At 41.5% G+C, this 1,601-nt stretch carries 1 protein-coding gene and 1 pseudogene; both read right to left on the reverse strand.

The genetic code is table 11. From position 1 onward, the window contains the following. Positions 1-60 precede the first annotated feature (60 nt). Complete coding sequence (locus C7H19_RS25125) at positions 61-396, reverse strand: helix-turn-helix domain-containing protein (protein WP_106459624.1); 336 nt, start codon at positions 394-396, stop codon at positions 61-63. A gap of 478 nt (positions 397-874) precedes the next feature. Next, positions 875-1,525 (reverse strand): annotated as a pseudogene (locus tag C7H19_RS25130) (alpha/beta hydrolase family protein); the annotation flags it as partial. Positions 1,526-1,601: the final 76 nt, after the last annotated feature.

A 1,601-nucleotide genomic window follows, 5' to 3' on the forward strand; every position in this document is an offset into this window, starting at 1 on the left:
AATTTTTACCTACTAGCAACAACTAGAGCCACTAAAAGCTTACCACAAATATACAATTAATTATGCATTGTTACTTAGTGTTTTAAGACTTTGGATGGCTTCGGTTAGTTGTTGCAGTTGCCCCGACAGGGGAAGGATGAATTTCTCGACTAACCCCGACAGCCCGATAGGTATGGTGGCGAGTTCGGTCGGAGTTGATGAGGCTGCTTCAATGGCGGGTTTATAGGTGGTGGTCTTGAGTTCTTCTTTAAGTTTGTCTAGTTCAGAAGGGTCATAGACGGCGACGGGGCGAGTTTTGCCACCTTCATATTTAACGCTGAGTTTGCCTTTTTGGGTGTAGCGTTCTATAGCTCTGGTGCTAACACCGAGGTAGTCAGCCGCTTCTTGTTTGTTCATGGGGGTTCAGGTAATATCGACAGTGACCGACAAGTTTCCCGACAGTCGGGATGAACATCTTTCAGGAGCTTTGCGCTAGTCGTCAAATTTCGATTCATTATAATGTAACGTGAGTTCAGGATACGCTGAAACCCTTAAAGTGTAATAGAGCAAACTTGCTCTGACCAGGGGCAAAACTAGCAAAGCTGTTATGAGGTGCAATCTAGAAAATTTTGCAGTTTTCAGTTCTTAAGACACTTTTTCTGTTTTTCTCCTAAAATTACCAAAAGCTGTAACAGTTAAGGATTGTAGGCTTTTCTGTTATAGCGGAAAACAAGTAACTTTTGCAGAAAGTGTCTAGAAACTGCAATATTTCCGAGAGTTGTGATCGCTGATTTTGGCTTTTGAAAAGCTTGACACGTAAAGCTTTTCAAGCTAGATTGCACCTCATAACAGCTTTGCTAGTGTTCCCCCCGATAGTCAATAAAAAAGTTTTTTCTCATTTAAAATTCTTAAGAGCATTCGCTAATTCATCCGAAGAAGCTCCAGTAATAAAATCTAATTTAAACGTCTCGTCACGGCTGAGATAATCAGCATAAGAAGGTTGAAGATAAGTCCGATAATCCTGATTATTGTTGATATAAGTTTCAAAAAAAGCGAGACTGAGGGCATTATCATAATCTCCAATCAAAGTTTGACTAGGCAAGGTTAGATGAGAGACCGAATTAATCGCTTTCGTAATCCCTGGATCAAGGTTAGTAAAATCAACGTGTGCCTGTCCTTCAACCATCGCCCAATATTTATCAGGTGTAGTCAGCCAAGTAAAAGAAGCAGCTTGCTCAAAGAATGGCGGAGCAGCAGGATCATAACTTCCGGATCCTAAAACAGTCGGAATAGCAATTTGGCTAATCCCTTTTTTCCCATAAATGCTACGATTGACTGGATTAAGCGCGTAGACTGCTTGAACTCGCTCATCTCGGAAAGTGTACGCCATTCGGGGCAATTCTAAAGCTCGGCATTCGAGTAACAATGAAATATCGGCCGCTCCAAATAAGCGATCGCAATCTCGTTGTAGATTTTCAAAATCAATTTGCGCTCCCGCAAGACCTAACACGGTGTACCCGCCGAAGGAATGACCCGCCGCGCCAATAAGTAGCTATGTAAAATTAATTGTATATTTTTCTCCAAAATATTTGAGAATGTTTTCCACAGCTTCCACTAAAGTT

The sequence above is a fragment of the Aphanothece hegewaldii CCALA 016 genome, assembly GCF_003007785.1.
GTDB classification, from domain to species: domain Bacteria; phylum Cyanobacteriota; class Cyanobacteriia; order Cyanobacteriales; family Microcystaceae; genus Chroococcus; species Chroococcus hegewaldii.

What these genes read in the sequence shown, in the direction of transcription:
- C7H19_RS25125 (WP_106459624.1), bottom strand. Translation starts at nt 396, where the DNA reads ATGAACAAACAAGAAGCGGCTGACTACCTCGGTGTTAGCACCAGAGCT.